The 1,563-nt window shown below is 67.7% G+C and carries 1 protein-coding gene and 1 pseudogene; both read right to left on the bottom strand.

Translation table 11 applies throughout. The features are described from left to right. Positions 1–480 (bottom strand): annotated as a pseudogene (locus BMZ19_RS22000) (RND family transporter); the annotation flags it as partial. Between the two features lie 29 nt (positions 481–509). Further along, positions 510–1,559: a WD40/YVTN/BNR-like repeat-containing protein gene (locus BMZ19_RS22005; protein WP_090313887.1), complete on the bottom strand. Its 1,050-nt coding sequence runs from the start codon at positions 1,557–1,559 to the stop codon at positions 510–512. Positions 1,560–1,563: the final 4 nt, after the last annotated feature.

Consider the following 1,563-nt stretch of genomic DNA (forward strand, 5'->3'; position numbering starts at 1 on the left):
CGGCGCGCCCGAGTAGTTGTCGGGCATCACCGGACCGCCCTGGAAGCCCTCCTCGGTGACCTCGGTCCAGCGCACCGCCGGGCTCCACAGCGACTTCATCCAGGCGCGGTCGACGCCCTCGGCGAGAAACAGCTCGTCGTTGATCTCCTTGAGCACGTCCAAGTACTCGGGGTCGAAGATGTCGCCCTGGGTGTTCTCCACCACCACCCGCACCGAATTGCCCAGGCCGCGCAGCGCCTGGCGGTTCTCCAGGTAGTTCTGGATGTAGGGCTGGCTCTGCGGAATCATCTTCTCGAAGCTGGGGCGCAGCTCCAGGCGGGTAACGGCCATGTAGCCCAGCAGGGCGGTGACCAGCAGCATGAACAGGACGAACAGCGGCCGGTAGTTGAACACCAGGCGTTCCAGCAGGTTGCCGGAGCGCGGGTCGAACTCACGCAAATCGCGGATCACCGGCATGGTGTCTTGCTTGATATTGCCCATGTCTGGGTACTCGCTCTGTATTCTTATCGTTATTCGACGGGCAGCGCACGCACGCCACGTTCACCGACCAGCACCAGACTGCCGGCGCTGTCGGTTGCGGCACCGGTCACCGGTGCCAGGTTCTCGCGGGGCACGACCTTGAAGCGGCTGCCGCCATCCTGACCGAGCAGGTTGTGCCCGGCCTGGCTGAACAGCCAGAAACGCCCGGCCTCATCCAGCGTAGCCGCGGTGATGCTCACCGGCAGGCCGGTGTCCACCTGGCTCCAGCTCTGGCCGCCGTCGGTGCTGCGGAACACGTGGCCGCGCAGGCCGTAGGCGAGCAGTTCGCCGGGCTTGCCGATCAGGCCGAACCAGGTGCCCTGGTAGGGCGACGGCAGGGCCGCGAAACGCTGCTCGACAGCATCCCACTTGAGCAGCAGGCCCTGCTCGCCAGCGACGTACAGCTCGTTGCCGACCGCGGCGATGGTATTGAGGTGTAGGCTCTGCGGATTGTCGGTGCGGTCCTGCATCGGCGACCAGGTGCGACCGCCGTCCAGGGTGCGCAGGATCAGGTTGAACACGCCGACCGCGTAGCCGCGCTGCGCGTCGACGAACCAGACGTCGAGGAACGGCTTGTCGGCGCCTTCGTCGACCAGTCGCTGGCCCTCGGCGACGAACTGCGCCCATTGCTCGTTGTCCGGCTCGGCGCTGGCCAGCGCCTGGTAGTGGGCGAGCACCAGCTCGCCGATCTGCCGGCCGTCCAGCTGCTTCTCCCAGCTGGCGCCGCCATCGCGGCTGTGCAGCACCACGCCATCGTTGCCGACCGCCCAGCCCTGCTTGGCGGCGGGGAAATGCACCGCGTTGAGGTCGGAGCTGACCGGCACGCTGGCCTGCTGCCAGCTCTTGCCGGCATCCTCGGAATACAGAATGTGACCGCGCAGGCCGACCGCGACCAGCCGATCACCCGCGCGCGCCACATCGCGCAGCGGGCTGCGCGATGCCAGTTCGCTCGAGCGGGCCGGCAAGTCCAGCACATCCACGAAGGTGGCTGCCTGGGCCATGCCCTGCAGCGAACCCAGCGCGATACCCAGCGCCAGCAGCGCG

It is taken from the genome of Pseudomonas linyingensis, from assembly GCF_900109175.1.
GTDB lineage: Bacteria > Pseudomonadota > Gammaproteobacteria > Pseudomonadales > Pseudomonadaceae > Geopseudomonas > Geopseudomonas linyingensis.